This window comes from Streptomyces sp. HD, from assembly GCF_028369295.1.
Lineage (GTDB): Bacteria > Actinomycetota > Actinomycetes > Streptomycetales > Streptomycetaceae > Streptomyces.
In genome coordinates this window covers 1-26,425 of sequence record NZ_JAQMYP010000041.1, presented here as the reverse complement: position 1 = coordinate 26,425, position 26,425 = coordinate 1, and the positions used below count along the sequence as shown (strand labels likewise).

Genomic DNA, 26,425 nt, shown 5'->3' with positions numbered 1-26,425 from the left:
TTCGGGAGCGCTCTCAGAGGTCCTTACGGCTTAATTGAGCCTTAGGTAAGGGTTAAGCAGTCGTGCCCATTCCGTGGCTCTTCAAGTTCCCGCAGCTCAGGGGCATTTGAAAGATGTGCAGACGCATTGGCTCGTGCGAGAGCCGTGCGTACCATCGGGCCCCACCGGTGGTGGCGGCACTCGGAGTGAGAGCGCTCTCACAGTGCCCCACTCCCCTGTCCGCCTCCCCGGTGCATCCCGACCACCCCCACAACCACCCCGGGAGACCCCCCACATGACACCCCGTCACCAGCGCCATCTCGGTCGACGCAGGCTTCTCTTCGCCCTCGGCGGCGCGGCGGTGGCCGTCCCGGCCGTCGCCACCGTGGCGCCGTACGCCCTCGCGGACACACCCGCCGACGGCCGCGGCTCGCGAGCCGCGGCGGACTCACTGCCGCTGACGATCGTCAATGACAGCGGCTCCTTCGACAACGCCAACGTCCACGTCTACGTCGTCGGCAACCAGGGCGGCAGGCAGGTACGGGTCAAGCCCGACGGCACCCTCGCGCCGATCGCCCTGTCGGACAACGGCGCCGACGGCTTCACCGACTACGCCATCAGCCTGGCCGACAGCGGCGAGACCCGGCTCTCCCTTCCCCAGATGTCCGGCCGGATCTATGTGGCACTCGGCCAGAAACTCAAGTTCAAGGCCGTCGCGGACGGCAACGGCAATGCCGCGCTGCAGTACCCGGCGGGCTGGGTCACGTCCGACCCCAACTACCCGGTGGTGCACGACTGCGCGGAGTTCACGTTCAACTCCGCCGGCATGTTCTGCAACACCACCATGGTCGACATGTTCAGCGTGCCGATGAGCATCCGGCTGACCGGCGCCAAGGACCAGACGACGGGCACGCTGCGCTCCGGTGGACGTGCGGCCGCGTTCGCCGCGGTCCGTCAGGCCGGGGAGTTCGCCCGGCTCGTCGTGGACGACACGCGCATCATCGCTCCGGGGCACGGGCTGGACGCCGGTCTGTTCGCCAAGGACTACCTCGCCCCGTACATCGACGAGGTGTGGAGCACGTACACCGGGCGGGACCTGACCGTCACCACCAACGCGGGGACGTTCACAGGGCGGGTGCGCGGCGACCGGTTCACCTTCGACGGCCCCGCCCAGGTGTCCTTCGCCAAGCCGTCGACGCGCGACGTGCTGTTCTGCGACGGCACCCTCGCCGCTCCCAACGACGGTACGACCGGCCCGGTCGCCGCCGTCCTGGGCGCCGGCTTCAACCGCTCGACGCTGCTCAGTCACCCGGCCCAGCCGACGACCGACCCCGCCACCTTCTACCGGAACGACCTGACCAACCACTACGCCAAGGCGATGCACACGGTCGCCGAGGACGGCAAGGCTTATGGCTTCGCCTTCGACGACGTGGCCGACTTCGCGTCGTACATCCAGGACACGGCGCCGACGGGGATCCGGCTGACGTTGACACCCTTCGGGAGCTGACGCTCACGACCTTTCACGAGCCGACGCGAGCCCGCGCGGTCCGGGCGGGTGCCCGTCCGGGCCGCGTCGGCGGTTTTACTCCGGGGTCGAAGTCGGACCAAGACCCCAGCAGATCCTTCTCCGGGGCGAGCCGGATGATCGAATGCCGCCCATCGCCACAGCCGTCCCCACCCTGGAGCGGTAACGCTGACAGGGCTCAACGGGCTCTGCGCCGCATCTCCCGCGGGCTCACGCCAAAGCGTTGACGGAAGGCCGTGCTCAACGCACTGGCCGATGAGAAGCCCGAGGCGTGGGCGACTTCCGTGATCGTCATGTGGTTGCACTCGGCGCACTGGAGGCGGTCGCGCACAAGGCGCAGGCGTTCCTCACGGATCAGGTCACGGGGAGTCGTGCCCACGCGCTGGAGGGCCAGTTGGATCTGCCGTAGTGACCAGCCCAGTGCGCGCGCCATGGACGTACCGGTCAGGCCGGGGTCGGCCGCGTGATCACGCGCGTAGCGGCGCGCCAGCCCCTCGACCTCGGTGAGATGGCCCGGGGCGTCGGGACGGTCGTCGCCGGAGACGAGCATGCACAGGAGCTCGACGATGCGGTCCGAGACGGCGTCGAACTGCGCGTCGGTCAGGGCATGGCGCTCCTCGTGCAGACCGCTCAGCATGGAGCTCACCACGCTTCCCAGTCCGCTTGTCAGGTCCAGCCCGGCGGCCAGCGGTGACTTCTGGTTCAGCGGGCCGTCGATCTCACGGGCCGGAATGGTGAAGATGTAGGCCAGTGCACGCCCCTCCTGTAGGCACTGGAACGGAGCGCCGAAGCTGACCAAGGCGGCCGCTCCCGGCGTGAGGTGTGCTCCCTCGTCGTTCTGCCGCAGCTCGATCCGCCCGTTGATCGGCAACAGGAGGCGATAGTCGTCGTCCGGGTCCTGGCGTACCTGCTGGGCGGTCCGGCTGTACTCGATCTCGTCCGACTCGAACCGGACGAGCTGGTAGGTGTGACTGCGCTGGCGGACCGTCTCGCCGCGGAAGTTGTCGGGGCGCGCGTACCGGTACCCCATCCGGGACTGATAGGACGCGATGTGTTCGCTCCAGAAGTCGGCCCGCTCGCGCGGGTCCACTTCGCCCGTGCTCTGCGACTCCAAGACGTAACGTCCCGTGGGCAACGTGACTCCTCCGCTGCGACGGGTTTCGGCGGCATGTGCAGACAGCCCCTGAACTTCTGTTCGTTCACGGACTGATTACGTGTGGTCACACTAGGGGCAGCAAGCGGTATCCAGGAGCAGCGGCCAACTCATTGGCACATGCCAAAGGCAAGTCGGGTCGCCCGTTGGTGCGTCACAGAGGGCACGTGCGCCTCTCGGCAACTTCCCTGCGCGTACGGGCAAGTGGGTTTGCGGACTCGCCGCTACTTTCGAGCACCCGTCAACTCACGCCCGCCCCTTGAGGACTCCATGACCGATCGGATACCGGAGGCCGCCTTCTGGTGCCTGGCCCTTGGCCTGTTCGCCGTCACCGTGCTGCTCGTGCGCCAGCGCGGCATCAGCGCCCGGCAGCGCAGGCAGAACGCGGAACTGGCCCAGGGCCTGCGGGCGCGGGACGCGGAACTGCGCCACCTCCTCGCGGTCCGGCTGCCGGCGGTGGAGGACGCCGGCGACCCGTCGGCCCCACAGAGCGATCTGCTCGACGACCACCTCGCCGACACGGACTTCGCCGCCTGCCTCGACGACGTTCTGGACCGGTTCGCCGCGGCCGCCGAGTACGCGCAGTCGCGCGCCGACCAGTCCGCGAAGGCCGCTTTGAAGGCGTCGATGCGCTCCATCCAGGCCCTGGCCAACGAACAGCAGGTGTCCATCGCCGAGATGCAGGACCGGCACGACCACCCCGACGTGCTGCGCGACCTGCTCGAAGTCGACCACACGAACGCCCAGTTCGGCCGACGCGCCCAGGCTATCGCCGTACTCTGCGGCTCCTGGCCGGGCCGCCAACGCGCCACCTCGGCGCTCATCGAGGTCGTCCGCGGCGCCACCTCCCGCATCCGTGACTACCGGCGTATCCGCATCAACGGCGACGTCGACACAGCCGTGCAGAGCCGGGCGGTGGAACCGGTGGTGCTCGCGGTCGCCGAGCTGCTCGACAACGCGGCGCGTCACTCGCAGCCCCACACCACCGTCGAAGTCGCGGTCCAGACGGTGCACAACGGCGCGTGCGTCGTGATCGACGACGCGGGTGTGGGCATGGACGGCCAGGCGGTCGATCTCGCCGCCGAACTGCTGTCCGGCAGGCGCACGATGGACATCACCCGGCTGGGTGACCCGCCCCGCTTCGGCTTCGCCGTCATCGGGGCGCTCGCCCACCGCTACGGCTTCAGCGTCTCGGCCGACACGCTCTCCCCCTACGGCGGCGTCCGCGCCGTGGTGTTTCTGCCGACCGGGCTGCTGACCCACATGGAGACCGTGCAGGACCTCGCGCCGGCAGCCACAGCGCCCGAGCCCGCTCCCGCGCGGAGCTCCGTCCCCGTGCGCGCCCCCGCCTCCGAGCCCGCGCCCGCGGGCACTGCCGAGCACGCGCCCGCGCCGGACGCCGTGCCCGGCCCTCCCCCCGCCCTCGCCCCCGTTGACTCGACCACGCCCGGTGGCCTGCCCAAACGCCGGCGCCGCTCCCTGCGGGAAGCGGCCGTGGAACCCGCGGCCGGGCCGGCCGTGGAGGTCGGCGGCCGCTCGGCCGAGGAGAACGCCCGGCGCATGGGCGCCTTCGCCCGCGGCACCCGCTCCGGCCGGACCGCGCAGTCCACCGCCCACGAAGACGAAGGGAACAGCCACGAATGACCGGGCCCACCAACAACGAGTTGGGCTGGATGCTGGACGAGGTGCTGAAGGTGCCGGAGGCGCGTCACGCGATCCTGCTCTCCGCCGACGGCATGCTCCGTGCGTACTCCAAGGACATCGACCGGGACGATGCCGAACGACTGGCCGCGGGACTGTCCGGCGTCCAGTCGATCAGCCGCAGCACGGCCGAGTTCTGCGGCACCGCGCACACTCCGTGGCGGCAGACCCTGATCGAGTTCGCGGGCGGCTACGTCTTCCTGGTCGCCGCCGGCGAGGGCGCCTATCTCGCGGTCTCCACCGGTGAGGACGTGGACATGGAGGCCGTCACCTACCGTATGCACAAGCTCGTCGACCGGCTCGGCAAGGAGCTGACCAGTCCCGCCCGGCAGGACTCCGGCAGCCCGGTATGACTCCCCGGCGGCGCCCCGCAGACCGGCTGGTGCGGTCGTACGTCGTCACGGACGGCCGTGCCCACCCGACCCGCAACACCCTGGACCTGGTCACGCTGCTCGTCGTCACCGACGATCTGCCCCTGAGCGGTCTCAACCCGGAAAAGCACAGGCTCATGGAGCTGTGCCGGCCCGGAGCCCTGTCCGTCGCCGAGGTGGCCGGCCATCTTTCCCTGCCGGTCAGCGTCGCCAAGGTGCTGATCGCCGACCTCATGGACAGCGGTCACCTCGTCACTCGCGCGCCCATCCCCGCCGCCCGTCCGACCGACGCCCGAATCCTCCAGGAGGTGCTCGATGGGCTCCGCGCCCGCCTCTGAACCCGCCACCGGGGACGTCCATCTGCCCCCCAGTGTGCAGACCGCGGTCAAGCTGCTGGTCGTGGGCCATTTCGCGGTCGGCAAGACCACGTTCGTCGGCGCGCTGTCCGAGATCCGGCCGCTACGCACCGAGGAGGTCATGACCGAGGCCGGTGCCCTGGTCGACGACCTGGCCGGCATGACGGAGAAGACCACCACCACGGTGGCCCTGGACTTCGGCCGACTCACCCTCAACGACCGCCTCGTGCTCTATCTGTTCGGCACCCCCGGCCAGCAGCGCTTCGCCTCGCTGTGGCACGACATGACGCGGGGAGCTCTCGGTGCGCTCGTCCTCGCCGACACCCGCCGCCTCGGTCAGTCCTTCGAGGTGATGGGCGTACTGGAAGAGCTCGGCCTGCCCTACGCGGTCGCCCTCAACCAGTTCGACGACGCGCCCGCGCACGGCCTCGACGAACTCCGCGAGGCCCTCGACCTGCTCCCCGAAACCCCCCTCGTCCGCTGCGACGCACGCGACAGGGTCTCCTCCACCCGGGCCCTGATCTCTCTCGTCGAGCACCTTCTGACCCGCATCGGCCCCATGGAGCACACGTGACCTCGCTACCCCCCGTGCCACCGCCCGCCTGCCCGGTGCACGAGCCGCTGTACGGCCCCGAGTTCGCCGCCGATCCGGCCGCCGCCTACCGGCGCCTGCGCGCACACGGCCCGATCGCACCGGTCGAGCTGGCACCGGGCGTAGAGGCCTCACTCGTCGTCGGATACGAGGCTGCCCTGCACGTGCTGCGCAGCACCGAGACGTTCTCCAAGGACCCCCGCCGCTGGCAGGCCCTGACGGACGGCACCGTCCCCGCGGACAGCCCGGTCGTGCCGATGATGATGTACCGGCCGAATGCGTTGTGGGCCGACGGCGAGGAGCACCGTCGGCTGCGCGGAGCGATCACGGACAGCCTGGCCCGCGTCGACTCAACCACCCTCCGCGGCTATGTCGAGACGTGCGCCGACACGCTCATCGACCGCATGGCGCCCGCCGGGCAGGCCGATCTGCTGGGCGAGTACGCCCAGGTGCTGCCGCTGCTGGTGTTCAACCGCCTGTTCGGCTGCCCGGCCGACTACGGCGAGCGGCTGGTCGCGGGAATGTCCGGGATCTTCGACGGGGTGGACGCCGAGAAGGCGAACGAACTGCTCGCCACGACGCTGTTGGACCTTGTCACGTTGAAACGGAAGCAGCCCGGGCACGATGTGACGTCCTGGCTCATGGCCCATCCGGCAGCACTCACAGACGAGGAGATGATCCACACCCTCGTCCTCCTCATGGGCGCGGGCACCGAGCCGCAGCAGAACCTGATCGCGAACAGCCTGCGGCTGCTGCTGGCCGACGACCGGTTCGGGGGCAGTCTGTGGCGCGGCAGCCTGCCGGTGGAGGACGCCCTGGACGAAGTGCTGTGGACCGACCCGCCCATGGCCAACTACGCCGTCCACTACCCGGTGCACGAGGTCGTGTACGAAGGAACGGCCCTGCGCGAGGGCTGTCCCGTCGTCGTCTCGCTCGCCGCCGCGAACACCGACCCGGCCCTGGTCGCGGATCAGCGGGCGGGCAATCGCGCCCATCTGGCCTGGAGCGCGGGCCCGCACAACTGCCCGGCACAGGGCCCGGCCCGGCTGATCGCGGCCACCGCGGTGGAGAAACTGCTCGACCGCCTCCCCGACATCGAACTCGCCATTGATGTCGAGGAGTTGACGTGGCGGCCAGGCCCCTTCCACCGGGCGCTGATCACGCTGCCCGTGACCTTCCCCCGGGCCGCCCCGGCCGGCCGGACCACCACGCGCGCCGAGGCCCCCGCGGAGCGCGAACCCGCCGCCGGGCAGGCGCCGCCCTCGTCAGTGCCGACGGACGGTGGTGCCCGGCGGGGCTGGGTGGCCCGACTGCGCGCCTGGTGGCACGGGGGCTGATCAGGACAGGTGGACGGGCAGCGAGCGGTGGCCGTTGGAGATGAAGGAGTCGACCGGCTCCAGTTCCGTACTCTTGACGGCGAGCCGGAGTCCCGGGAAGCGGTCGAAGAGGGCCGGGAGCGCGATGCGGGCCTCCAGCCGCCCCAGGGGCGCACCCAGGCAGAAGTGCACGCCGTGGCCGAAGGCGAGGTGCTCCTTGTCGCCGCGTGTCACGTCGAAGACGGCAGCGCTCTCGCCGTACTTCTCCGGATGCCGTCCAGCGGCGGCGTACGCCGCAAGGATCGCTTCACCCTTGCGGATCACCACACCCTCCGGGCCGCCGATCTCGCTCACTGTCAGGTCCTCCACCGCGTACCGCAGCGGCAGGCTGGCCACCGGTGCTTCCACCCGCAGCGCCTCCTCGACCGCGTCGTCCCAGGAGGCACTGCCCGCGCGGACGTGGGCGAGTTGGGCGGGATGGGCGAGCAGGAGGTGGATGGCGTTGTCGAGGAGATTGACGGTGGTCTCATGACCGGCGCTGATCATCAGCACCAGAGTGTCCAGCAGTTCTTGCTCGCCCAGCCGTGTGCCGTCCTCGTCGTCGCGCGCCGCGATCAGCTCCGAGGTCAGGTCGTCGCCCGGCGACCGCCGTTTGAGGGCGACGAGCTCGCCGAGGGCGGCGTAGAACCGGGCGTAGATGTCGGTGACCTCCTCGGGGGTGGCGGAGGTGTGGAAGACGCCGTCCACGACCGCGCGCAGTTCCGCCCCCTGTTCCTCCGGCAGCCCCAACAGCTCGCTGATCACCTGGATGGGCAGCGGGTAGCAGAGCTGTTCGCGCAGGTCGACGACTGCGCCGCGCTGCCCGGCCTCCTCGATGCGGTCCAGCAGGGCCTTGGTGATCTCCTCGATACGAGGCTGAAGCGCGGCGCTGCGGCGGGCCGTGAACGCCTTGGACACCAGGGCGCGCAGGCGCCTGTGCTCGCCGCCGTACGCGGTGAACATGTTCTGCACCGCGACCCAGGTGAACAGGGGCCATTCCGGGGATATCCCGCCGTTGATCCACCGGGGCCAGTGTCGGCGCGGATCCTTGGAGACTCGTGGGTCGGTGAGCAGGCGCTTGAGGAGATCGGGGGCGCTGACGGCCCACGCTTCGACGCCGTCCGGGAGTTCGACGAGGGTTACTGGCCCCCGTTCGCGGATCCGGGTGGCCTCGCCGTGAATGTCCCGGCCGGCCGGATCGATCACTAAGGGTCGGGGGTCTCCCATCGCAGCCTCCTGCGCTCGAACGACGATACGAACGGTAAAGCTACTTCGACGTAGCGTGTCTGACGAAATCATCTGCCGTGCGCTGCGCACGGGGACAAGTCCCCTGCGCGTGACCACAACTGCGAAGACCCTGACGGTGGACGTGATGCGTGGGCACTCCGTGCGGCGTGTACCGGTCGTCGACGAGGGACATCACGCGGTGGGCATCGTCGCCATCGGTGACCTGGCCATCGAGCGCGATCCGGACTCGGCTCTCGGCGGCATCAGCGCCGCCGAACCCAACCGCTGAACGACCAACTCTCCGTGACAGCGCGCCAAATCGCCCCGGCACGACGACAACAATCGACCGGTGGTGTTGTCCACAGTGGTGGCGGCCGGCAGCCGGGCGTGGCATATCGAGGAGAACGCCTCGTCTCCATGCCGCCGTGGCCCAGACCGGCCGACCAATCGACTGCCGCCAAGGCAGTCGAGGTCGGCCGGCGCCTGACTGGGAACGCGAGGCCGGCAAGCACGGCGCGGCCAGAGGAAGCATGGCCCGTCGTGAACGACTCGGGCGAAGGGAAAGCCTTGCAGTCCGAGCAGGAACCGTCCGCACCGCAAGGGCGGTCCTCGACCTCGACGTGCGGGATCCATTGCCTGGACGGCCGGGGCCGGGGGGCCAGCTGTTTGCACACCCCGCTGCACGCCGGCTGCGCCCCACCGTGGCCGTCAGTCCCGTAGCCGCCGCCCTGCGGCCCTGCAGTCCGCCCAACCCGAGCATGAGCACTGCGGCGCCGCACCACAACGTGGCGCCCTCGGCCGCCTCCTCCACCGCCGACAGCGCCTTGGCGATGCCCGGCGGAATGCCGTCAGCCGCCCTTTTCGTCAGCTGCCGGTCAACTTCACGCATCCTTGCAGGCATCCGCATGTCCAGCAGGTGGCCAGGCCATCGGCCTTCACCGGGAGACCGGCCACCCACCGGTCACGTCTCGTCCAGTCGGCGCCGGTCCTGCTCGTCCCACGTGCGGGTGTCGCGCGGCTGCGTATAGGGCTCGGCCTCGGGCGGATGGCCGCCGGCGATGGCCCGCTGCCGTGCGGTCTCCGCGTCGAACTCCAGGCCCAGCAGGATGGCCAGGTTGCTGATCCACAGCCAGACCAGGAAGACGATGACGCCGGCCATGGTGCCGTAGGTCTTGTTGTACGAGGCGAAGTTCGCGATGTAGAGCGCGAACCCGGCGGACGCGATCATCCAGATCATCAGGGCCAGGAAGCTGCCCGGAGTGATCCACCTGAAACCCTTCACCCTGGCGTTCGGGCTGGCCCAGTACAGGATTGCGATCATGACGGTGACCAGCACCACCAAGACCGGCCACTTGGCGATCGACCACACTGTCACCGCCGTGTCCCCGACGCCCAGCACCTGCCCGGCCCGGCGGGCGAGCGCACCGGTGAACACCACGATCAGCGCGCTGATCACGGCCAGCACCATGAGCACGACCGTCACCGAGACCCGCACCGGCAGAACCTTCCACACCGGCCGTCCCTCGGGCATGTCGTAGACGGCGTTCGCGGCGCGGATGAACGCAGCCACATAGCCGGACGCCGACCACACCGCCAGCATCAGACCCACGATCGCCATGACCGAGCCGATACCGGCGCTGCCCTGCAACTGCTGAACGGCCCTGGTGATGATGTCGCGCGCGGATCCGGGGGCGAGCTGCCCGATGTTGTCCAGCACCTTGTCCGTGGTCGACCTGCCGGCCAGGCCCAACAGCGACACCAGCACCAGCAGCGCCGGGAACAGCGACAACACCCCGTAGTACGTCAGTGCCGCCGCGCGGTCTGTCAGCTCGTCATCCTTGAACTCCCGCAGGCTGCCCTTGAGCACGGCACCCCACGCCCCTTTCGGCAGCTTCGTCGGCCCCTCAGGCGCCCTGCGCTCCACCTCCGGCCCGGGCCCCGCGTCGTCCGGTGCCGGCGACTCATCGCGGGCATGGTGGTCTTTCCGGCCTGGAAGATGCAATTTCGTCATCCGCGCCGGGTACCCCCCTCGCGCACCCCTATCGCGGCACGGCGCCACCGCGACCGCGGCCCTCGGCGGTCAAATGCGCGCCACCGTCACCCCTGCAACGGCAGTGTCACCGACCGGCCGTGGCGATGAACTCGGCTTGTGCCGGCGGCGGGGCGCATCGACTGGCAGGACGCGCCCACACGGGCCGCACGCGGGCCGCGCGGCGGCGGGCCCGGACATGCGGGGCCGCATCCTTACGGCGCCCCGCTGCGGCGATCGACCGTTCCTCCGGGCGGTCCATCCCATACCGCGACGTCCCGCCATCGGCAGCGGCACAGCAGCCACGACGAGCACACCAAAGGGCTCCCTTCCTGAGCAGCAGACAACGTTGCAGAGTTCCCGGTCACGCGTCATGCACCAGCCCGGCCGTGTGAACGTGTACGGCGCCGGCCCGTCCGCACGGACGGAGAAACGGTAAGAGAGCGCCGGGGCAGTCCTGCTCCGGCCGATTGTGGGTACTCGCATGCCCGGCCCAGACGCCCGGGCAGCCGTCATGGCACGGCCCGGCGTGCGAGAACGAGACAGACGGGAGGTGCACGACTGTGCCGCACACACCACCGCAATACGCCGACCCCGGCAAGGAAACCCGCGGCCCGGGGACGGAGCCGGTCAGCGAGCTGGTACAGCGGGCCTCGCAGCAGTTGACTGAGCTGGTGCGCGGGGAGCTGAACCTGGCGCAGGCCGAGATGAAGGAGAAGGGCAAGCGCTACGGCAAGGGCGGCGGCCTGTTCGGCGGCGCCGGCCTGGTCGGCTTCCTGATGCTGCAGGCGCTGGTGGCCACCGCGATCGCCGCGCTGGCGGTGCCGCTGCCGGTGTGGGCCGCGGCGCTGATCGTGACCGCGGCGCTGGGTGTGATCGCCGCGGTGATGGCTCTGACGGGGAGGAAGCAGGTCGGCCGGGCAGCGCCCCCCGTTCCCGAGCAGACCATCGACAGCGTCAAGGCCGACGTGGCCCAGATCAAGGGGAGCGCACAGCGATGACCCAGCCACACGACGAGCAGGGCTCCTCCAGTCCCGAGGAACTGCGCGAACACGTCGAGCAGACCCGCGAAGAACTCGGGCAGACGGTACAGGCCCTGGCGGGCAAGACCGACGTCAAGGCCCGCGCCCAGGAGAAGGCCACCGCGGTCCGCCACCAGGCCGCCGCAATGGCCGGCCAACTGAAGACCAAGGCCGCCGACGTCGCGCATCAGGTCCAGGGCAAGCTGCCTGACCCGGTGATTGACAAGGCCGCCCACGCTGCCGACCAGGTCCGCGCCAGGGCCACCCAAGCCGGTCACCTCCTGGAGGACAACACGCCCGAACCCGTGCGGCACAAAGCCGCCCAAGGGGCGCGGGCAGCGCGGGACCACCGCCCCCTGCTGCTGGCTGCGGCAGCCGGCGCCCTCGCCGTGTGGCTGGCGTACCGTCGCAGGAAGGCGTGAGCCGATGAAGGCTTCGAAAGTCGCCTACAAGCCGGTCGGACTGGCCCTGGGAGCCGTCAGCGGCATGCTCGCCGGCGCATTGTTCAAGCAGGCGTGGAAGATGCTCGGCCACGACGAGGACGCTCCCGACGCCACCGACGAAGAGCGCACCTGGAACGAGGTCCTGCTCGCCGCCACCCTGCAGGGCGCGGTCTTCGCCGCGGTCAAGGCCGCCGTCGACCGCGCCGGCGCCACCGCCACCCGTAGTCTGACCGGCGCCTGGCCTGGCTGACCGCCCACCGGACGCCGGTGGCCGGTCAGCCAACCGCCTGTGCCGGGCGCCCCTCTCGGCGACAGCCCGGATGTCAGCCACACCGCGGCGCGCTCGGCATGGGCCCTCGTATGCGCGACTTCATAGGACCGCTGTCCGGCAGGGACTCTACGTGCGCCGGTCCCTGGGGTCTGCGCAGGACCTGGCCCAGAGATCCAGCACGGATGACCTCGCGGGCGTGCCAGTGCCCGGACTGTCCGCGAGCCCGCTCGACATCGATGACTGGTGGGGGGGCCGGCCCACACAACGAGCCGCTGGTGACGGATGTGCGGCCACTGCGATGGATCAGCCCGCAAGTGATCACAGAGGCCGACCCGTTCGTAGGAGAGCAGCAGGGCACCTGGAGCCCTTGAACCGCAAGGGCACCGTCGAGGGCTGACACGTAGGGCTGACACCTGTGGCTCCGGCTGGTCGTCGTGCCCAGGCTCCCGGAGGGATCGACCCCAAGGCCGGCCGGCTATCGCTGGTGGACGCATCAACCGGCGGAGGTCGCTCAGCCGGGGAGGCAGCAGAGGCCCGGTTGCTACATGATCAGTGTCTCGTGCTCACGAGTGCCATGGCCGCGGTCAGCGCGGTAGCGCTCCAACAGCGCATCTGCCGCCAGCAGGGCCTGCTCGGGGGTACGGGTCCCGGTCATCACGCAGAGCTTGTAGGTGATGTCTTCAAGAGCGCAGCTGGTGCGAGCTGTGGGGAGCCCGTCGTGCTCGATGCTCGCCTGAGCGAACCTGGCCAGCACATCGCGCAGTTCCTTCTCCGCCGGAACGATCATGACGATGTCCCCTCTCACGCATCGCAGCGCACGACTGGCGACGACACCGTCGGGGGCAGGCTGCACACCGGGCTTCTCACGCCGCCTCTCGTCAACTGGCGGCGCAGCGTCGAGCGGATCTCCAAGTGCCCAGCGCGATGGAGACTATGCCTGCCTGACATGGCCCGCGTCGCCACGCGGTTCATCGGCCCGGTGCCTGTTCAGTCGATCGGCGGACAGCGCACGCCTCGGGAGCGGCCCGCGTTGGTATTCAGCACCGGCTGTGGCAGGCCCCGACCACGGCCGGACGCGAAGAACGACCCTGCAAAAGGCTCGTCCCGGATGCCACTGGGCGGCAGCGTTTCTCGTGGCGCCCGAGCGGTGGTCGGTGCCGGGCCGAGGGCGCTCTTGGCACGCTTGAGGAGGGTCAGGCGCGCGGCGGCCGTCTTGAACACAGCGGCTCGAAGGGCAGGCCCGAGCGGGAGACGCCACAATCGCCGTTGCACTGATCATGCAGCACTGGAGCGACCCCGCCGGAGCGAGAGGGGTGATCGAGGGGCAGAGGTGCCGACGGCGGTCTTGCTCGCCCGCATGGTGGCCGTCGGCGGTGTCGCTGCGGCCGGATCGGCCCATCGTTCGTAGCATCTCCCCGTGAACGAAACCTTGTGGCATTAGTGGCACCGTATCTAAAATATTTTTGCCAATTCTCATGATCGACGAAATTTCTTTCGGTACGGCTATCGAGAGTAGGTGCCTCCATGACGATTGCCGCTGCGTCGATGATCCACCCGGACGAGGTCCACGAGAGACTCGGCCGCCATGTACTGACCGACGGTTTCAAACTTGTGCTCGACCCGCTCGAAAGTCAGGGCTCGTGGATCGTCGACGCGCGCACCGGTGAGAAGTTCCTCGACCTCTACTCGTTCTTCGCGTCGGCTCCGCTGGGGCTCAACGCGCGCGGCATCGTGGACGATCCGGAGTTCATGACCCTGCTTGCGCAGGTGGCGGCGAACAAGCCCGCCAACCCCGACGTCTACACCACGCACTACGCCGAGTTCGTCGAGACGTTCGCCCGGGTTCTGGGCGATCCGGACCTGCCGAGACTGTTCTTCGTCGAGGGCGGAGCACTCGCCGTCGAGAACGCGCTCAAGACCGCATTCGACTGGAAGAGCCGCCGCAACGAGGCCGCAGGCCGCTCCCCCGAGCTCGGCACCAAGGTGCTCCACCTTCGACGGGCGTTCCACGGCCGCAGCGGCTACACCCTCTCGCTGACCAACACCGAGCCCGGCAAGACGGCCCGTTTCCCGCAGTTCGACTGGCCGCGCATCGACGTACCCGCGGTGCGATTCCCCCTCAAGGTCCACCTAGCCGAGGTCGAGGAGGCCGAGCGAGCAGCCCTTCAGCAGGCCCGGCAAGCGTTCGAGGACAACCCGCACGACGTCGCCTGCTTCATCGCCGAGCCGATCCAGGGCGAGGGGGGCGACAACCACATGCGCCCGGAGTTCCTCAAGGCGATGCAGACGCTCTGTCACGAGTACGACGCGCTGTTCGTGCTCGACGAGGTGCAGACCGGGGTGGGGATCACCGGGACCACCTGGGCCTACCAGCAGCTCGGTCTGGAGCCGGACATCGTCGCCTTCGCCAAGAAGGTCCAGCTCGGCGGCATCATGGCCGGCCGTCGGGTCGACCTGGTCCCCGAGAACGTCCTGAGGGTCTCCGGGCGGATCAACTCCACCTGGGGCGGGGGGCTGGTCGACATGGTCCGGTGCCGCCGCATCCTGGAGATCATCGAAAGGGACGGCCTGGTGGCCCATGCCGCCGCCGCGGGATCGTGGTTCCTGGCCGGACTACGTGATCTGGAAGTCCGGCACGCACCTGTGGCGGCCAACTCGCGGGGGCGTGGACTGATGTGCGCCATCGATCTGCCCGACAGCGGCGTTCGCGACGAGACGGTACGCCGGTTGCGAACCGAGGAGCAGGTGATCGCATTGCCGTGCGGTGAGCGCACGGTGCGCTTCCGCCCTGCACTGTCCATCACCCAGGACGAGCTCTCCATCGCCCTGCGAGCCCTCGACCGGGTCCTGGCCGACCTGCACTGATCCGGTCCCGCTCACCCGTCCGCACTGCCCCGTACCAGCCGACAAGGAGCAAAAGTCATGGCCCGTTCCGTCGCCTCGATCGTTGCCGGCCATCCCGTCGCCGGCGCTCCCGGCGGGACTCTTCGGCGCCCCAATCCCGGTCGTACCGCTGAACTGGTCAGCGAGGTCTCGCTCGGGGACGCCTCGACGTTCGTCGAGGCCGCCAGAGCCGCGAAGGGGGCTCAGCGGTCCTGGGCGGACGTACCGGCACCGGTGCGCGGATCCGCGATCGGGAAGATCGGCCGGCTCGTCGAGGCGAACAAGGACCGGCTCGCCCGCATCGTGACCGAGGAGATCGGCAAGCCGCTGGCCGAAGCGCTCGGCGAAGTCCAGGAGATCATCGACACCTGCGACTTCTTCCTCGGCGAGGGGCGTCGGCTGTACGGGCAGACGGTGCCCTCGGAGATGCCGGACAAGCAGCTGTTCACCTTCCGCAACCCCATGGGCGCGGTCGCGGTGATCACCGCCGGGAACTTCCCGGTGGCCGTGCCGGCCTGGTACCTCGTGCCGGCGCTCGTGACCGGCAACACCGTGGTGTGGAAGCCCGCCGAGTACGCCGCCGCGAGCGCCAAGGCCCTCTTCGAGCTGTTCGTGCACGGAGGCGGCCTGCCCGACGGCGTACTCAACCTCGTCCTCGCCGACGGGGAGCAGACGTACGCCGGTCTGGAGGCCTCTCTCGACGCCGGTCTCGTCGACAAGGTCGGCTTCACCGGGTCCACGGTCGTCGGCCAGAAGATCGGCGCCCTGTGCGGACGCCATCTGCAGACCCCGTGCCTGGAGCTGGGCGGCAAGAACCCGCAGGTGGTCACGCCCAGTGCCAACCTCGACCTGGCGGTCGAGGGGGCGTTGTTCTCCGGATTCGGCACCGCGGGGCAGCGCTGCACCTCCCTCGGGACGCTCATCGTGCACGAGTCGGTGCACGAGGACTTCCTCGCCCGCTTCGACGCCGCGAGCCGCGCGGCCCGGATCGGCGACGCGTTCGAGGACGTCCTCTACGGCCCGATGCTCGACGAACGATTCGCGCAGCGGTACGAGACCTTCCTCGGCTGGATCAAGGACCACCACCACACGTACGGCTCCGACGGCGTCGGGCGGATCACGCACGGCAACCCGCGCAAGGGCTTCGTCGGGGACCCGGAAGCGGGCATGTTCTACCACCCGGTGATCGTCGACGGGGTGCGCCGGGACGACGACCTGTTCCTCACGGAGACCTTCGGCCCCATCGTCTCGGTGACCACCTACCGGGACTTCGACGAGGCTCTCGACCTGGCCAACGCCCACGGTTACGGGCTGTCCGCCGCGATCTACACCACCGATCCGCACGAGGTGTGGACGTACCGGCGCGGCATCTCCGCGGGCATGGTCAGCGTCAACAACACCACCTCCGGAGCCGAGGCGCACCTTCCGTTCGGCGGCAACGGCAAGTCGGGCAACGGCAGTCGCCAGTCGGGGCAGTGGGTGCTCGACCAGTTCACCCGCTGGCAGTCGATGAACTGGGACCACTCCGGCCGGCTGCAGAAGGCCCAGATGGACGTGGCCACGCTTGAGCCCGACCTGTCCTTCCGCCTGTGAGCGCCGTCGAGGACCTGGACCGGCACTTCCGCGAGGTGGTGGCCGGTCTGCGCTCTGCGGAGGCGGCGACCGGGCGGCCCGGCGGCGTACTGGCCCCCCGTACCGCACTGGACCTGTTCGACGCCCAACTGGAGAGCCGGCACACCGACGCGGCCGCGCGTTGGATGCAGCAACAGGGCCGCGGCTACTACACCATCGGATCGAGCGGGCACGAAGGCAACGCCGCACTCGCCCTGGCGTTGCGCCCCACGGACCCGGCGCTGCTGCACTACCGCTCCGGCGCCTTCTACTGCGCCCGCGCCCGGCAGGCCGGCGGCGTCGACGCGGTCAGGGACATGCTGCTGGGGGTGGCCGCCGGGGCCGAGGAGCCGATCGCCGGTGGACGGCACAAGGTGTACGGACGTCACGAACTGGCCGTCATCCCACAGACGTCGACCATCGCCTCCCACCTGCCGCGAGCAGTCGGGGTGGCGTGGAGCATCGCCCGCGCCAAGCGGCTCGGCACCGAGTGCGCCTGGCCCGGCGACGCCGTCGTCTGCTGCTCCTTCGGCGACGCCTCGGTCAACCACTCCACGGCGGCAGGAGCCATCAACAGCGCCTGCCACGCGGCCTACCAGGGCCTCCCGATGCCGGTGCTGTTCGTCTGCGAGGACAACGGTCTGGGCATCAGCGTGCCGACACCGCCCGACTGGGTGCGACGCGCCTACGGCGCCCGGCCCGGCCTCGCCTACTTCGCCGCGGACGGGTGTGATCCGTCAGCCGCCTTCGACGCCGCGTGCGAGGCGGCGGCCCATGTACGCAAGCACCGGCAACCCGCGTTCCTGCACCTGTCGATGGTGCGCTTCCTCGGTCACGCGGGCTCGGACGCCGAAGCCGCCTACCGGGCACCCTCCGAAGTCGCCGCGGACCTGCGACGCGACCCACTGCTGGCCACGGCCCGGCTGCTCACATCGGCGGGCATCCTCACCCCGCAGCAGGTTCTGGACCGGTACGACGAGGTGGGCGGACGGGTGCTCGCCGTTGCCAAGCAAGCCCTGGACAGCGAGCCGCTCACCACCGCCACCCAGATCGCCGCCCCCATCGCACCCCGCCGTCCCGACCTCGTGGCGGCTGCGGCACGCCGTACGAGCGAACCACCCACCGCTCCCCTGGGCGAGCCCGTCACCATCGCCCAGGCCATCACTCACACCCTCGCCGACCTGCTCGGCAGCCACCCGGAGATGGTCGTCTTCGGCGAGGACGTCGGCCGCAAGGGCGGGGTCTACGGACTGACCCGGGGACTGCAGCGGCGCTTCGGCACCGCCCGGGTCTTCGACACCTTGCTCGACGAACAGGCCATCCTCGGCCTCGCGCTGGGAGCGGGGCTGTCCGGCCTACTGCCGGTGGCAGAGATCCAATACCTTGCGTACCTGCACAACGCCGAGGACCAACTGCGCGGCGAGGCCGCCACACTTCAGTTCTTCTCCCAGGGTCAGTACAGCAACCCCCTCGTGGTCCGTATCGCCGGCTACGGCTACCAACGCGGCTTCGGCGGTCACTTCCACAACGACAACGCGCTCGGCGCCCTGCGCGACATCCCCGGCCTGGTCATCGCCTCCCCGTCCCGCCCCGACGACGCGGCGGCGATGCTGCGCACGTGTGTGGCGGCGGCGAAGGTGGACGGCACGGTCAGCGCCTTCCTGGAGCCGATCGCGCTCTACCACACGCGAGATCTCCACAAGGAGCAGGACAACGCCTGGCTGGCCCCCTACCCGCCGCCCGCGGAGCACGTACCGATCGGCCGGGCACGCGCCTATGGCACTGGCACGGACCTGACCCTCGTCACCTTTGGCAACGGCCTGCCCATCGCGCTTCGAGCCGCACGCCGATTGGAGCAACAGGGCATCTCCTGCCGGGTTCTCGACCTGCGCTGGCTGGCTCCCCTGCCGGTCGACGACCTGCTGCGGGAAGCCCGAGCGACAGGACGCGTCCTCGTGGTCGACGAGACCCGCCGCACGGGAGGCGTGTCGGAGGGAGTCGTCACCGCTCTGGTCGATGCCGGATTCACCGGCGCGATCCGACGGGTCGCGAGCGTGGACAGCTTCATCCCGTTGGGCAGGGCAGCGCAGTTGGTGCTCGTGTCCGAGGCCGACGTCGAGCGCGCTGCCGGGGAACTGCTCTCAGAAGGCCCGCGCACTCGCGGGTGACGGCCGGTCAGGGCCCAGTGGGCGCCGGTGACCTCGAAGGCGGTCGCAGACGGGGTGCGCGGGCCCTTCGAGGTCGCATCACGCGACGGCGGTCCCCTCAAGCTCGACCATCTGGCCGGGGATCGCCAGCCGTGTCACCCCCAGCATCGTAGTGGTCGGCGCCACCCTGGCAGCGCCCAACCGCGAAGCCAGCACGCCGTAGTGCTGAAAAAAGCAGATCGACGTCGGTGGTGTAGACGTTGAGCCGGACGAGGTTCGCGAGGAACATGCCGGCCTCGCCGAGCACGGCCTCCAGGTTGTCGAGGCTCAGCGTCAATTGGGCCGCCATGTCACCGTCGTGCTCGGGCTTTCCATCGCTGCTCATCGCGGTCTGCCCGGAGCAGTACAGGGTGCGGGTGTGCCCGGAGACGATCTCACCCTGGTTGAATCCCCTCTCCACCGACCACGTCACCGGATTGACCGCCACGCGTTCCAGGACCGGGTCTGGCAGGAACGCAGCACACGGTTTCGGACCGGTGGCGATCAGGTCGCCGTGCTGGTACGGGTGCACCCGGCGCGGCGGGACGACCTGGTGGGCACCGCGCTGGCCGTCCGCGCCGAAGAAACCGATGCAGACGGCTGGCTGCGGTCGGAGGTGGCTTTCCAGGATTCCCGGCACGCCGAATGGGCGATCTGGCAGCTCGCCGCGGACGCTGAGGTCCTGGCTCCGCAGGGGTTGCGCACCTCCCTCCGCAACCGCGCCGCCGCGATCGCCACCTGCTACGGAGTGTCATCGTGAGCGCTGCTGCCCGACCTCGCGCGCAGGGTTTCCCGGCCCGTCGGGGAGCAGGGCAGTCGGGCAAGCCCGGTCATGGCCGAAGGCGACGCCGGACGCATGTCGATCACACGCGAGGCGCCTCCGGATGCAGGGTCCGCTCCGGCGTTGAATGGTGATAACAGACCCGATGACCGCACCGGGCCCGAAGAAGTGATCCGGATCCGAGGAGCGAGATGATGCCGACATCCCAGCCCGAGACGTCCGGGCCGTCCGAGGAGCGCATCACCCCGGACGACCTGCTCCACGCCCGCACCGGCACCGAAGTGTCACCCGAGGACATAGTGCTTGCCTCGGGCAAGGACATCACCCCACGCAACCTGGAATGGGCCAAGCGCAAGCTGGAGGCAGAGGGCCCCTCCGCGCTCGACAGGCTGCTGCCCTAGACAGGCTGGTTCCCCAACCACCCCGGCCATGATTCGCACGGGCCGCCTCGGGTGCGGGTCGGCACCTGGGGCGGCCGAGTACGGGTCCTGGACCATTCCCGTGCCCACCGCGTCCCACCACGGCACGCCGGGCATCCGTCGCGCCCGGCGTGCCCATGGCGTATGCCGGGCACGGCCGCGTCCGCCGTATCCGCGGCCTTACCGGGACTCGCCCCGGCCCAGCCCCGTCCCGGTCCGCGTCCTCGCCGCCGTATCCGCGGCTTCATCCGGGATCGCCACCGGCCCCGGCCCCGGCCGGATCCGCGCCCTCGCCGCCCCCTGCGTCCAGGCACAGCACCGGCACCCGCTGCACGAGATTGTTGGCGAAGCCTCCGCGGTTCCAGGGCTGCACCAGCGGCTGGGTGTGGCCCTCGGCGTCGGTGGCGCGGGCGCTGAGCACATGTTCGCCCGGGGTCGCCGTCCAGCTGTGCCGCCAGCGGCGCCACGCCCACCGGTGGCCGGTGTCCGGCTCCAGTCCGGCCTCCCGCCAGGTGTGCCCCGCGTCCGTGCTGACCTCGACGCGCGTCACCGGCGCATGCCCTGACCAGGCACGTCCCTCCAGGGTCAGCGGGCCGGGCCGGACGACGCGGGACCGGGACATGAAGTCCGGGAAGCCGGGTGGGACGAGCAGGGCGCGGGGTGCGATACGGGTGACCGGCTCGCCCTCGTCCTCGGGATCCCGGCGCAGCCGATAGGCCACGGTCTGCTGGAATCCCGTGAACGGCACATCCGCGACGGTCACGTCCCGCAGCCACTTCACCTGCGCCATGCCGTACCAGCCGGGCACGACCAGCCGGAGCGGACGGCCGTGCTGCGGGGGCAGCGGGGCGCCGTTCATCGCGTACGCCACCAGCACCTCGGGATCACCGGCCGTGGCCACGTCCAGGGGCAGCGCGCGCTGGTAGTCCTGCTCGACACCGCGCTCCACGCCGTGGTCGGCACCGGTGAAGACCACGTCGACCGCGCCGGGCTCGACTCCGGCCTCCGCCAGCAGCAGGCGCAGCGGTACACCCGTCCACTCGGCGGTGCCGACCGCCTCGACGAGCCAGGGCTGGCTCACCGGCCGGGGTGTCAGCAGGGCCCGGCCGTTGCCCGCGCATTCCAGCGTGACCCGGGTGGTGACCTGCGGGAGCGCTCGGATGTCGGCCAGGTCCAGGCGCAGCGGGCGGCGGACGTGGCCGCCGAGGGTCAGCTGCCAGGGGGTCTCGTCGGGGACGTACGGGATGTCGTAGTGGGTCAGGACGTAGTGCAGGCCGGGCGGGGTGAGGTCGTGGCGCAGGGCTTCGAGCGGCAGGCCGTGGTTGCGGGTCGCGAGCGCCAGTTCGTCCCGGCCGATGCCCTCGTCGGGGGCGGCCAGCCGGGCCGGTGCGCTCGTGTCGGCGAGTCGGTGACCCATAGCCGCATTATCGACCCATGACGGCACGATTGAGTCACGAGCGCACGATCACGCCACTCCGCCGAAACCGCCCGGACCGGGCCCGGGTGCCGCGGCCGCGGCCGACAGGCGGCACAACCTCCGTTGCGCCCATGGCACTTCACGCGCCGACGATGGTTTCCCGCTCACCCTTTCGTAAGGGGTCTTCCGGCTGTCAGACTCCGGAGGGTGCCCGACTTCGACATGCTCGTCATCGGATCCGGTCCGGGTGGCCAGAAGGCCGCCATCGCCGCGGCCAAGCTGGGCCGCCGGGTCGCCGTCGTCGACCGCCCCGACATGGTGGGCGGCGTCTCCATCCACACCGGGACCATCCCCTCCAAGACCCTGCGCGAGGCGGTGCTGTACCTGACCGGTCTCACCCAGCGCGATCTGTACGGCCAGAGCTACCGGCTCAAGGACGACATCACCGTCGCCGACCTGACCGCGCGCACCCAGCACGTGGTCGGCAGGGAGGTGGACGTCATCCGCAACCAGCTCTCCCGCAACCATGTCGCCCTGTACGCCGGGACCGGCCGCTTCGTCGACCCGCACACCGTCGCGCTGCGCGAGGTCACCGGACACGAACGGCTGCTGACCTCGGAGCACATCGTCATCGCCACCGGCACCCGGCCCGCGCGGCCGAGCAGTGTGGAGTTCGACGGGCGGACGATCATGGACTCGGACAATGTCCTGGCGCTGGAGCGGGTGCCGCGTTCCATGGTCATCGTGGGTGCCGGGGTGATCGGCATGGAGTACGCCAGCATGTTCGCCGCGCTCGGCAGCAAGATCACTGTGGTGGAGAAGCGGGCCGGGATGCTCGACATGTGCGACGTCGAGGTGATCGAGTCGCTGAAGTACCACCTGCGGGACCTCGCGGTGACGTTCCGCTTCGGGGAGACCGTCGCCGCGGTCGAGCGGCATTCCCGTGGGACGCTGACCATCCTGGAGAGCGGCAAGAAGATCCCCGCCGACGCGGTGATGTACTCGGCGGGCCGGCAGGGGCTGACCGACGAACTGGACCTGGACAAGGCCGGGCTGACCGCGGACCCGCGCGGCCGGATCACGGTCGACGAGCACTACCGCACCGAGGTGCCGCACATCTACGCCGTCGGTGATGTCATCGGCTTCCCGGCGCTGGCCGCGACATCGATGGAACAGGGCCGGTCGGCGGCGTACCACGCCTGCGAGGAGCCCGTGGGCCGGATGCACAACCTCCAGCCGATCGGGATCTACACCATCCCGGAGATCAGCTTCGTGGGCCGGACCGAGGATCAGCTCACCGAGGACCGGGTGCCGTTCGAGGTCGGCATCTCCCGCTACCGCGAGCTGGCGCGCGGGCAGATCATCGGTGACTCGCACGGCATGCTGAAGCTGCTGGTCTCCCCCGAGGACCGCACGCTGCTCGGGGTGCACTGCTTCGGTACGGGGGCGACGGAGCTCATCCACATCGGGCAGTCGGTGATGGGGTGCGGCGGCACGGTCGACTATCTGGTCGACGCGGTGTTCAACTACCCGACGCTCGCCGAGTCGTACAAGGTCGCGGCCCTGGACGCCACGAACAGGCTGCGCCAGATCGACCGGATCGGGGACTGAGCCCCGCCTCCTCTCCCCCGACCGCCCCTGTGGTCACCGGGGGCTCTTGAAGCCTCAAGAATGTGGCTATCATCACTCGCGCACGCGGCGTAACTGCGCGGCGACGCAACGGCGTACAGTGTCCGCCACCCCTTTTCGGCCGCCCCTGCCCAGAGGTCATCCCTCTGCGGTCCGTGGCGTAGTACCACCCCACCCCCCATACGCCGTCGGGGCCAGGTTCGCCTCGCGTCGTGCACGACGGAAAGCAGCGCATCGATGAGCAACAACAGGGGCAGAGGGCTGCAGGCCAATGTCCTCGGCACATTCGACACGGTGGTGATGGCGGTCGCGGGCAGCGCCCCGGCGTACTCGCTGGCCGCGACCACGGCGGTCCTCGTCTCGGCGGTGGGGCTGGCCAGTCCGGCCGCGCTGCTGTACTGCGCGATACCCATGCTGGGCATCGCCCTGGCCTTCAGCTATCTCAGCCGCATCGACGTGAACGCGGGCGCCAGTTACTCCTGGGTGGGGCGCACGCTGCACCCCTTCCTGGGGTTCGTCAGCGGATGGGCGCTGGTGATCTCGGCGACCATCTTCATGGTGGCCGGATCCCTGCCCGCCGGATCGATGACGCTCGCCCTCTTCGACCAGGACCTCGCCGACAACACCGCGCTGTCGACGCTGGTCGGTGCCGGCTGGTTCCTGGTCATGCTGTTCGTGGTGCTGGGCGGGGCTCGGCTGACCGTGCGGGCGCAGCTGGTGATGTCCGGTGTCGAGCTGGCCATACTGGCGCTGTTCGCCGTCCTCGCCCTCTTCCACTCGGGCAGTGCCCGCGCCTTCGACTGGTCCTGGCTCGGCTTCGGACACTTCGACGGGGTGACGGGATTCGCCTCGGGGGCACTGATCGCCGCGTTCTACTACTGGGGCTGGGACGTCACCAGCAACCTCAGCGAGGAGACCCGCAACAGCCGTCGTACGACGGGTCTCGCGGGCCTCATCGGGGTGGGCGTCGTGTTCCTGCTGTTCGAGGTGTTCACGATCGCGGTGAACGTCATCCTCTCCTCGACGCAGATCCAGCAGAACGAGGCCAATGTGCTGGCCGTGCTCGGTGAGGAGATCTGGCCGGGCTGGGGCGGCAAGCTGCTGATCGTGGCGGTCATGCTGTCCACCATCGCCACCCTGGAGACCACGCTGATCCAGGTCACGCGCTCACTGTTCGCGATGGGCCGGGACCGTACGATGCCGTCCGCGCTGGGCAAGGTGCACCGCCGGTGGAACACGCCGTGGGTGGCGATCGCGGTGGTCGGCGTGGTGGCACTGGCGATGTTCATCGCCTCCAACGCCCTGGGCACGGTGGGCGACATCCTCTCCGACGCGATCTCGGCGATCGGGCTGCAGATCGCCGTCTACTACGGGCTGACCGGCCTCGCGGTCGTCGTCGCCTACCGCCGCATGCTGCTGAAGTCGGTGGGCAATTTCGTACTCGGCGGGCTGTGGCCGCTGTTCGGGGCCCTGTTCATGTTCTGGATCTTCTTCGAGTCGCTGGGCGAGCTGAGTACGTCCGCGATCGCGATCGGCATCGGTGGCCTCGCGGCGGGGCTGATCCCGATGTTCTGGTACTGGCGGCAGGGCAGCGACTACTACCGGCCGGACAAACTGGATGCCGCCCGGACCGTCGAGGCGGACTACGTTCCCGACGGCGCCGGCGGTACGAACTCCCTTGTCCACGAGGGTCTTCCCACCGACTTCTGAGGGAGACCGCGATGGCGAGAGACCGCTTCGCTCCCGACTTCGACGCCGACTGCGGGGACGCGCCGCTGACCTGTGCCCGCCACGACATCGTCATCGGCCGCTGGCAGGGGCTGCGCGAGCTGCTGCGGGCCACCGGTCCGGACTGGGCGGTGCGGGGCCACCGGGTCCGGTTGCTCGCGCAGGTCTGTGCGGGCAGTTCGACGGTGGAGTCGTGGCTGGCCGCCGAGCCGCACAGCGGTGACGCGCTGGTGCTGCGTGCGGCCACGGAGACGGCTCGGGCGTTCAATACGGCCATCGCCGCGGGCCGGGGCGTGCCGATCGAGCAGCAGCGCATCGACACCGCGGTGCGGTCCTGCCTGAAGGCCGCGGACTCCTACCCGGACGACCCGACGCCGTGGGTCTCGCTGATCTCCGTCGCACGGCTGTATCCGTCGGGCGTACGGCGCCAGGAACTGGGCCGCTGGTGGGACGAGTTGCACCAGCGCGACCCGTACAGCGTGGAGGGGCATCTCCAGGTGCTGCACTACTACTCCGCGCGCTGGCACGGCACCCACGGCCTGATGTACGACTTCGCCCGTGACGCCGCCGGAGTCGCACCTCCCGGCTGCCCGCTGCCGGTGCTCGTGCAGTACGCCCGCGTCGAGGAGTTCCGCTACGCCCTCGACGCGGCCAAGGGACAGCACGCCGCCATGGGGCTCGGCCAGCACTGGAGTCATGACGGCGCCGTCAGCGACGTACGCCGGACCTGGGAGCGCTGGATCATGAACCGGGCCGCCGACGACGTGGCCCCCGGCGAGCTGCGCGACTTCAACTACCTGGCCCACGCGGCATGTCAGGCAGGCGTCCACGACGTCGCCGCGTCCCTGTTCCGGATGCTGGGACGCCGCGCCACGCGCGCTCCGTGGGCGTACACCGGCGATCCGGAGAAGCAGTTCGTCAGGTGGCGCGGGGAGGTGGGGCTGCGTCGGTGACCGGCTCAGGCGTCGACGGCCGGGCCCATGCCTTCGGTGGCCGGGCCCATGCCTTCGACGGCCGGGCTCAGGCCTTCGGTGGCCGACGGGTCGAACCCGGCGTCCGCCAGCACGGTCGCCGCGACGCCGCGGCCCACACCGGCGAGGCCGATCAGCAGGTCGGCGCAGTCGATGTGCGCGGCCCCCTGCTGCTCGGAGCGGGCCTCCGCGAGGGCGATCGCCTTGCGGGAGTAGGGAGTCCAGGCGATGCGCTCGGCGGCCTGGGAGGCTCCCCGGCTGAGTCGGCCGGCCACGGCGCGGTGGACCGTGTCGGGGGAGACGCCGCCGGCTTCCAGGAGCCTGGTGGCGCTGTTCACCTCCGCCGTCAGCCCCCACAGGAGGTGTTCGGTGCCGATGTAGTTGTTGCGGTGGGACACGGCGGCCTCCTTCACCTGGATCATCGCCCGGCGCAGGCCCTCGGACATCGTCTCCGGCCCGTAGCGCTTGTGCGGCGCGTGGAAGCGCTGCTGCACCGCCTGCCGGGTCACCCCCAGGGCGGCCCCGATGTCGGTCCACGAAACGCCGTGCATCCGGCAGTGCTCGACGTAGTCCTCGACCAAGTCGTCCGCCAGGGCCTGTAGTTGACCTGCCAGACCGGCCGCGGTCGTCAACAGGGCCAGCCAGTCGGGTTGTTCCCGCCCGCCGCCGGGGCGGTGCGCGGTCGCGCAGGTGCGGTCCACTTCCGCGATGAGGTCGTCCAGATCGGGAATCGCCATGAGGCAAGTACGCCTTGACAATTTTGGATATTTAAACCG

At 70.1% G+C, this 26,425-nt stretch carries 23 protein-coding genes and 3 pseudogenes; 19 read left to right on the top strand and 7 right to left on the bottom strand.

Features of this window, described 5'->3' with window-relative positions:
• Nucleotides 1-274: 274 nt before the first annotated feature.
• A complete protein-coding gene (locus POF73_RS32420; RefSeq protein WP_272122599.1) occupies nucleotides 275-1,486 on the top strand; it encodes a glycoside hydrolase family 64 protein in 1,212 nt (403 codons plus the stop codon).
• Nucleotides 1,487-1,682: 196 nt separating this feature from the next.
• On the opposite strand, the gene POF73_RS32415 is transcribed toward POF73_RS32420, so the two are convergent.
• The gene (locus POF73_RS32415; protein WP_272122597.1) at nucleotides 1,683-2,639 is read right to left on the bottom strand and encodes an AraC family transcriptional regulator; all 957 of its coding nucleotides are present in this window, start codon (nucleotides 2,637-2,639) and stop codon (nucleotides 1,683-1,685) included.
• Nucleotides 2,640-2,927: 288 nt separating this feature from the next.
• Between POF73_RS32415 and POF73_RS32410 the strand changes: the two genes are divergently transcribed.
• Genes POF73_RS32410 through POF73_RS32390 form a run of 5 tightly spaced genes read left to right on the top strand, consistent with a single transcriptional unit; the run spans nucleotide 2,928 to nucleotide 7,014 of the window.
• Nucleotides 2,928-4,301: an ATP-binding protein gene (locus tag POF73_RS32410; protein WP_272122596.1), complete on the top strand. Its 1,374-nt coding sequence runs from the start codon at nucleotides 2,928-2,930 to the stop codon at nucleotides 4,299-4,301.
• Nucleotides 4,298-4,711 (top strand): roadblock/LC7 domain-containing protein, encoded by a 414-nt coding sequence (locus POF73_RS32405; protein ID WP_272122595.1) that lies wholly within the window; start codon nucleotides 4,298-4,300, stop codon nucleotides 4,709-4,711. Before POF73_RS32410 ends, POF73_RS32405 begins: the two co-directional genes overlap by 4 nt.
• On the top strand, nucleotides 4,708-5,067 hold the full coding sequence (locus POF73_RS32400) for a DUF742 domain-containing protein (protein WP_272122593.1): 360 nt from the start codon (nucleotides 4,708-4,710) through the stop codon (nucleotides 5,065-5,067). The genes POF73_RS32405 and POF73_RS32400 overlap by 4 nt, the downstream gene beginning before the upstream one ends.
• On the top strand, nucleotides 5,045-5,659 hold the full coding sequence (locus tag POF73_RS32395; RefSeq protein ID WP_272122592.1) for a GTP-binding protein: 615 nt from the start codon (nucleotides 5,045-5,047) through the stop codon (nucleotides 5,657-5,659). The genes POF73_RS32400 and POF73_RS32395 overlap by 23 nt, the downstream gene beginning before the upstream one ends.
• Nucleotides 5,656-7,014 carry a cytochrome P450 gene (locus POF73_RS32390; RefSeq protein ID WP_272122591.1) on the top strand — a complete coding sequence of 453 codons (1,359 nt, stop codon included), beginning with the start codon at nucleotides 5,656-5,658 and terminating at the stop codon, nucleotides 7,012-7,014. The genes POF73_RS32395 and POF73_RS32390 overlap by 4 nt, the downstream gene beginning before the upstream one ends.
• On the opposite strand, the gene POF73_RS32385 is transcribed toward POF73_RS32390, so the two are convergent.
• Nucleotides 7,015-8,259: a cytochrome P450 family protein gene (locus POF73_RS32385; protein ID WP_272122590.1), complete on the bottom strand. Its 1,245-nt coding sequence runs from the start codon at nucleotides 8,257-8,259 to the stop codon at nucleotides 7,015-7,017.
• A 109-nt stretch (nucleotides 8,260-8,368) separates the two neighbouring features.
• Here POF73_RS32385 and POF73_RS32380 point away from each other — a divergent pair, with 109 nt between their 5' ends.
• Nucleotides 8,369-8,548 carry a CBS domain-containing protein gene (locus POF73_RS32380; protein WP_272122589.1) on the top strand — a complete coding sequence of 60 codons (180 nt, stop codon included), beginning with the start codon at nucleotides 8,369-8,371 and terminating at the stop codon, nucleotides 8,546-8,548.
• Between the two features lie 672 nt (nucleotides 8,549-9,220).
• On the opposite strand, the gene POF73_RS32375 is transcribed toward POF73_RS32380, so the two are convergent.
• The gene (locus POF73_RS32375) at nucleotides 9,221-10,270 is read right to left on the bottom strand and encodes a YihY/virulence factor BrkB family protein (protein WP_272122588.1); all 1,050 of its coding nucleotides are present in this window, start codon (nucleotides 10,268-10,270) and stop codon (nucleotides 9,221-9,223) included.
• A 581-nt stretch (nucleotides 10,271-10,851) separates the two neighbouring features.
• On the opposite strand from POF73_RS32375, the gene POF73_RS32370 reads away from it, so the two are divergent.
• The 4 genes and pseudogenes from POF73_RS32370 to POF73_RS32355 all read left to right on the top strand — a co-directional run bounded on the left by POF73_RS32370 (nucleotide 10,852) and on the right by POF73_RS32355 (nucleotide 12,395).
• The gene (locus POF73_RS32370; protein WP_443049670.1) at nucleotides 10,852-11,289 is read left to right on the top strand and encodes a phage holin family protein; all 438 of its coding nucleotides are present in this window, start codon (nucleotides 10,852-10,854) and stop codon (nucleotides 11,287-11,289) included.
• Complete coding sequence (locus tag POF73_RS32365) at nucleotides 11,286-11,732, top strand: DUF3618 domain-containing protein (protein WP_272122587.1); 447 nt, start codon at nucleotides 11,286-11,288, stop codon at nucleotides 11,730-11,732. Before POF73_RS32370 ends, POF73_RS32365 begins: the two co-directional genes overlap by 4 nt.
• A 4-nt stretch (nucleotides 11,733-11,736) precedes the next feature.
• A complete protein-coding gene (locus tag POF73_RS32360; RefSeq protein ID WP_272122586.1) occupies nucleotides 11,737-12,003 on the top strand; it encodes a DUF4235 domain-containing protein in 267 nt (88 codons plus the stop codon).
• A 70-nt stretch (nucleotides 12,004-12,073) separates the two neighbouring features.
• Nucleotides 12,074-12,395, top strand: a pseudogene (locus tag POF73_RS32355) (DUF6098 family protein).
• Between the two features lie 170 nt (nucleotides 12,396-12,565).
• Here the strand turns inward: POF73_RS32355 and POF73_RS32350 are convergent.
• The gene (locus POF73_RS32350; protein ID WP_272122652.1) at nucleotides 12,566-12,811 is read right to left on the bottom strand and encodes a DUF5133 domain-containing protein; all 246 of its coding nucleotides are present in this window, start codon (nucleotides 12,809-12,811) and stop codon (nucleotides 12,566-12,568) included.
• A 737-nt stretch (nucleotides 12,812-13,548) separates the two neighbouring features.
• Here POF73_RS32350 and lat point away from each other — a divergent pair.
• Genes lat through POF73_RS32335 form a run of 3 tightly spaced genes read left to right on the top strand, consistent with a single transcriptional unit; the run spans nucleotide 13,549 to nucleotide 18,686 of the window.
• Complete coding sequence (gene lat, locus POF73_RS32345; RefSeq protein WP_272122585.1) at nucleotides 13,549-14,889, top strand: L-lysine 6-transaminase; 1,341 nt, start codon at nucleotides 13,549-13,551, stop codon at nucleotides 14,887-14,889.
• 57 nt (nucleotides 14,890-14,946) lie between these two features.
• Nucleotides 14,947-16,500: an aldehyde dehydrogenase family protein gene (locus tag POF73_RS32340; protein WP_272122583.1), complete on the top strand. Its 1,554-nt coding sequence runs from the start codon at nucleotides 14,947-14,949 to the stop codon at nucleotides 16,498-16,500.
• Nucleotides 16,497-18,686 (top strand): thiamine pyrophosphate-dependent enzyme, encoded by a 2,190-nt coding sequence (locus tag POF73_RS32335; protein ID WP_272122581.1) that lies wholly within the window; start codon nucleotides 16,497-16,499, stop codon nucleotides 18,684-18,686. Before POF73_RS32340 ends, POF73_RS32335 begins: the two co-directional genes overlap by 4 nt.
• Before the next feature lie 78 nt (nucleotides 18,687-18,764).
• Here the strand turns inward: POF73_RS32335 and POF73_RS32330 are convergent.
• Nucleotides 18,765-19,161, bottom strand: a pseudogene (locus POF73_RS32330) (RidA family protein).
• On the opposite strand from POF73_RS32330, the pseudogene POF73_RS32325 reads away from it, so the two are divergent.
• Nucleotides 19,117-19,464: pseudogene (locus POF73_RS32325) on the top strand (DNA-binding transcriptional regulator); the annotation flags it as partial. The pseudogenes POF73_RS32330 and POF73_RS32325 overlap by 45 nt on opposite strands.
• A 215-nt stretch (nucleotides 19,465-19,679) precedes the next feature.
• Entirely contained in the window at nucleotides 19,680-19,886 is a 207-nt protein-coding gene (locus POF73_RS32320) for a hypothetical protein (RefSeq protein ID WP_272122651.1), read from the top strand.
• Between the two features lie 262 nt (nucleotides 19,887-20,148).
• Here POF73_RS32320 and POF73_RS32315 read toward each other — a convergent pair whose 3' ends face one another.
• Entirely contained in the window at nucleotides 20,149-21,321 is a 1,173-nt protein-coding gene (locus POF73_RS32315; RefSeq protein ID WP_272122580.1) for a sulfite oxidase, read from the bottom strand.
• A gap of 207 nt (nucleotides 21,322-21,528) precedes the next feature.
• Between POF73_RS32315 and sthA the strand changes: the two genes are divergently transcribed.
• The 3 genes from sthA to POF73_RS32300 all read left to right on the top strand — a co-directional run bounded on the left by sthA (nucleotide 21,529) and on the right by POF73_RS32300 (nucleotide 25,631).
• Complete coding sequence (gene sthA / locus POF73_RS32310; RefSeq protein WP_272122579.1) at nucleotides 21,529-22,932, top strand: Si-specific NAD(P)(+) transhydrogenase; 1,404 nt, start codon at nucleotides 21,529-21,531, stop codon at nucleotides 22,930-22,932.
• Between the two features lie 255 nt (nucleotides 22,933-23,187).
• Nucleotides 23,188-24,660 carry an APC family permease gene (locus POF73_RS32305; protein ID WP_272122578.1) on the top strand — a complete coding sequence of 491 codons (1,473 nt, stop codon included), beginning with the start codon at nucleotides 23,188-23,190 and terminating at the stop codon, nucleotides 24,658-24,660.
• 11 nt (nucleotides 24,661-24,671) lie between these two features.
• Entirely contained in the window at nucleotides 24,672-25,631 is a 960-nt protein-coding gene (locus POF73_RS32300; RefSeq protein WP_272122577.1) for a hypothetical protein, read from the top strand.
• 5 nt (nucleotides 25,632-25,636) lie between these two features.
• Here POF73_RS32300 and POF73_RS32295 read toward each other — a convergent pair whose 3' ends face one another.
• The gene (locus tag POF73_RS32295) at nucleotides 25,637-26,386 is read right to left on the bottom strand and encodes a Clp protease N-terminal domain-containing protein (protein ID WP_272122576.1); all 750 of its coding nucleotides are present in this window, start codon (nucleotides 26,384-26,386) and stop codon (nucleotides 25,637-25,639) included.
• Between the last annotated feature and the right edge of the window lie 39 nt (nucleotides 26,387-26,425).

Coding starts and splice junctions, on each gene's coding strand:
- POF73_RS32395 (WP_272122592.1), top strand. CDS start 5,045: ATGGGCTCCGCGCCCGCCTCTGAACCCGCCACCGGGGACGTCCATCTG.
- POF73_RS32340 (WP_272122583.1), top strand. CDS start 14,947: ATGGCCCGTTCCGTCGCCTCGATCGTTGCCGGCCATCCCGTCGCCGGC.
- POF73_RS32360 (WP_272122586.1), top strand. CDS start 11,737: ATGAAGGCTTCGAAAGTCGCCTACAAGCCGGTCGGACTGGCCCTGGGA.
- POF73_RS32365 (WP_272122587.1), top strand. CDS start 11,286: ATGACCCAGCCACACGACGAGCAGGGCTCCTCCAGTCCCGAGGAACTG.
- POF73_RS32295 (WP_272122576.1), bottom strand. CDS start 26,386: ATGGCGATTCCCGATCTGGACGACCTCATCGCGGAAGTGGACCGCACC.
- POF73_RS32405 (WP_272122595.1), top strand. CDS start 4,298: ATGACCGGGCCCACCAACAACGAGTTGGGCTGGATGCTGGACGAGGTG.
- lat (WP_272122585.1), top strand. CDS start 13,549: ATGACGATTGCCGCTGCGTCGATGATCCACCCGGACGAGGTCCACGAG.
- POF73_RS32410 (WP_272122596.1), top strand. CDS start 2,928: ATGACCGATCGGATACCGGAGGCCGCCTTCTGGTGCCTGGCCCTTGGC.
- POF73_RS32350 (WP_272122652.1), bottom strand. CDS start 12,811: ATGATCGTTCCGGCGGAGAAGGAACTGCGCGATGTGCTGGCCAGGTTC.
- POF73_RS32300 (WP_272122577.1), top strand. CDS start 24,672: ATGGCGAGAGACCGCTTCGCTCCCGACTTCGACGCCGACTGCGGGGAC.
- POF73_RS32375 (WP_272122588.1), bottom strand. CDS start 10,270: ATGACGAAATTGCATCTTCCAGGCCGGAAAGACCACCATGCCCGCGAT.
- POF73_RS32315 (WP_272122580.1), bottom strand. CDS start 21,321: ATGGGTCACCGACTCGCCGACACGAGCGCACCGGCCCGGCTGGCCGCC.
- POF73_RS32305 (WP_272122578.1), top strand. CDS start 23,188: ATGAGCAACAACAGGGGCAGAGGGCTGCAGGCCAATGTCCTCGGCACA.
- POF73_RS32320 (WP_272122651.1), top strand. CDS start 19,680: ATGCCGACATCCCAGCCCGAGACGTCCGGGCCGTCCGAGGAGCGCATC.
- POF73_RS32385 (WP_272122590.1), bottom strand. CDS start 8,259: ATGGGAGACCCCCGACCCTTAGTGATCGATCCGGCCGGCCGGGACATT.
- POF73_RS32420 (WP_272122599.1), top strand. CDS start 275: ATGACACCCCGTCACCAGCGCCATCTCGGTCGACGCAGGCTTCTCTTC.
- POF73_RS32400 (WP_272122593.1), top strand. CDS start 4,708: ATGACTCCCCGGCGGCGCCCCGCAGACCGGCTGGTGCGGTCGTACGTC.